Here is a 2,701-nt window from a genome sequence, read left to right on the forward strand (position 1 = left end):
GTGCAAAATTGAAGTTCAGTGTTTACAGTGGTTTTTTGAGTTCGGCGGTGCGTTGTCAACCCCTTAGCCGGGCGTTAGGCCCAGATAGGAAATGATATGGAAATCAGAGTAGATAACTTAGAAGGCACTGGTGTTTTGCAGTTATTGGAAGAACACCTAAGAGACATGTATGCAACCTCACCAGCTGAAAGTGTTCATGCTCTGGATGTTGAGGCTCTTAAGCATCCATCCATCACTTTTTGGTGTGCAGAGAAAAATGGTGTAGTTCAAGGATGTATTGCACTTAAGGAGTTGGCTTCAAACCATGCAGAAATCAAGTCGATGCGAACATCCACAAGTTCAAGAAATCAAGGTGTTGCATCTCAGTTGTTGTCACATGTCGTAGCCGTTGCGAAAACTCGGAACTATGAGTTTCTGAGTTTGGAAACGGGTTCAATGGATTATTTTTTGGCTGCAAGAAAATTGTATGAAAAGCATGGTTTCATATACTGTGGTCCGTTTGGTGATTATCAACCAGATCCCAATAGCTGTTTTATGACGCGCAATCTGTAATAAAGGCCTAACAAACTGTTTAAGTAGATTCGGCATGCGTGGCATTTTTGGTTTGCGTTGGTTTTAGTGATTACGTAGTGTTGCGGAAGCTTTTGTAGTACATGCCTCACTACTTAACAGGGCGTTAGCTTGGGTTAAGAAAAACGGTGAATTTAGGGTGGAAAGGCTTTCGGTTTTCTAGCTACACACCGGACAAATCTTAGCTTCTCAACTATCTCGCCAGTGGCACTTTTCGGAAAGTGTTTGAACTTAACGAAGTCTGCTTACGGGAAATGTTGTTTTTGTTAAGTTCATTGTCGCGGCTTCTTTGCTGTTGAAATTCATGAATGCCTAAATTCATTTCGTGTGCTTTGTCGTTGGCTTTTTCGACAGAATTCTTTGCAAATTACCGAGCTCAGGAATGGTGATTTTCTCGGTCATTTCTTCTTTGCCAAGCGCATTTCGTGGATTAGGTTTTAATTTCACAGCTGTCCGTTTTACTTTGCCGTTTGAAAGCCATAATGTGTTTCAAATTAGGCATTTTGGCGTAATTTGCTAGCGAAAGTGCAGCAGCTAACTAGGCGTTTAAGACGGATTCCCAACGCTTGGGAGTTTTGGCTCTAGGTTGAGTTTTGTGTTTAAGGCGCAATGGTTTAGGATTGTGGTCGCGTTGCTCACCACTTAACGCGGCGTTAGCCGTCATTAAACTTGCCATCTTCAAAGTGATAGAATAGTATCACTTTAGTGGTCTGTTTTTGGAGTAAGTCTAATGAAAGTTGAATTGGTAACATCACTTAAGCGACAAGCAACTAAGATCCTTGCTGATCTCCATGATACCAAAGAGCCTGTATTAATCACTGAACATGGTAAACCATCGGCTTATCTTATTGATGTTGATGATTATGAGTTTATGCAAAATCGATTAGCGATTCTTGAAGGTATTGCTCGTGGTGAGCGAGCGATCACCGACGGTAGAATAATTTCTCATCATGAAGCCAAGGGCAAAATGTTAAAATGGCTGAAATAATTTGGACTGAACCAGCGTTATCAGATCTTAACGATATCGCTGAATATATAGCACTTGAAAATGTTGTGTCTGCAAAACAACTAGTCCAAACGATTTTCTCTAAAGTTGAACGTTTGGAAGCCTTTCCTGATTCAGGCCGTATCCCACCAGAGCTCGAACATTTAAGTTACAGGGAAGTTGTTATTAATCCGTGTCGTGTTTTTTATAAGCAAAATGACGGCAAGGTTTATATTTTATTTGTTATGCGAGCAGAAAGAGATCTTCGTAAATTTTTGTTGAGTAGACAATAGTTACGCGAATAAACGGCTAACAAACGCTTTAAGAGGGACAGCCAACGCGCGGCATTTTTACTATGCGTTGGATTTTAGTGGTTAAGGTGTTATGCGGAAACTTAGTAGTAGCGTTGTCTGCCCCTTAAGCGGGCGTTATGTGATCTTGTAAATTCAGCTACATAAAGGAGAATTTAGTGGCTAATTCAGTGATAATTCAGCAATTAGATAATCAATTGAAAGTAAATTCAGATGCTTATGATTTAAGTCGAATTGTTGGTGTTGAAGTGAAAGTTTTGACGTTCAAAGACTATCTTATGAGAATGTTTCTGTTGGGTGCAATTTCATCGAGTTTACTTTTTATCTTTATCCCATCAGAGCATCAGGAATATGGATTAGCGTATGCATCCTTTTTGCCATTGGTAGCATTTGTATTCGGTGCATTTTTGGGTTTTGTTAGCAGTAATAAGTATGAATTTCGTTTAGAGTTTAATCACTTAGATGAAACTGGGGTTCAATGGTTTACAGCGGCGAAGAGTAGAAAATCTAGTGATTACGTTTTGTTCAAAGAGCAAGAAATGGAGTTAAAACGAAAAATCACATAACAAACGGCTCAAGAGGGATTGCCAACGCGTGGCGACTTTAGTGCGAAATTGAAATTCAGTGTTTACAGTGTGTTTTTTGAGTTCGGCGGTGCGTTGTCAACCCCTTAGCCGGGCGTTATGGCTACCAAATTGAGTTGGTCACGAATGTCGATAAATTGGTTCAAATTGGAGTACCATGCTGTGATTACACTGATTTGAAGAACACGATGACAATTCCAATTAAAAATGTATCTAGTACGGAAATTTCTTGCTCAAACTGTCAGGCTTGT

4 protein-coding genes are annotated in these 2,701 nt (G+C 40.0%); all 4 read left to right on the top strand.

Features of this window, described 5'->3' with window-relative positions; translation table 11 throughout:
* The first annotated feature begins 96 nt into the window (after nucleotides 1–96).
* Nucleotides 97–552 carry a GNAT family N-acetyltransferase gene (locus AACR75_RS00630; protein WP_047691382.1) on the top strand — a complete coding sequence of 152 codons (456 nt, stop codon included), beginning with the start codon at nucleotides 97–99 and terminating at the stop codon, nucleotides 550–552.
* A 748-nt stretch (nucleotides 553–1,300) separates the two neighbouring features.
* Nucleotides 1,301–1,558, top strand: coding sequence for a type II toxin-antitoxin system Phd/YefM family antitoxin (locus AACR75_RS00635; RefSeq protein WP_047691384.1), 258 nt, complete (start codon nucleotides 1,301–1,303; stop codon nucleotides 1,556–1,558).
* A complete protein-coding gene (locus AACR75_RS00640) occupies nucleotides 1,546–1,848 on the top strand; it encodes a type II toxin-antitoxin system RelE/ParE family toxin (RefSeq protein ID WP_047691386.1) in 303 nt (100 codons plus the stop codon). Before AACR75_RS00635 ends, AACR75_RS00640 begins: the two co-directional genes overlap by 13 nt.
* 176 nt (nucleotides 1,849–2,024) lie before the next feature.
* Nucleotides 2,025–2,432, top strand: coding sequence for a hypothetical protein (locus AACR75_RS00645; protein ID WP_170899857.1), 408 nt, complete (start codon nucleotides 2,025–2,027; stop codon nucleotides 2,430–2,432).
* Nucleotides 2,433–2,701: the final 269 nt, after the last annotated feature.

Source organism: Vibrio sp. ZOR0018, assembly GCF_963865925.1.
In the GTDB taxonomy this organism is placed as follows: domain Bacteria; phylum Pseudomonadota; class Gammaproteobacteria; order Enterobacterales; family Vibrionaceae; genus Vibrio; species Vibrio anguillarum.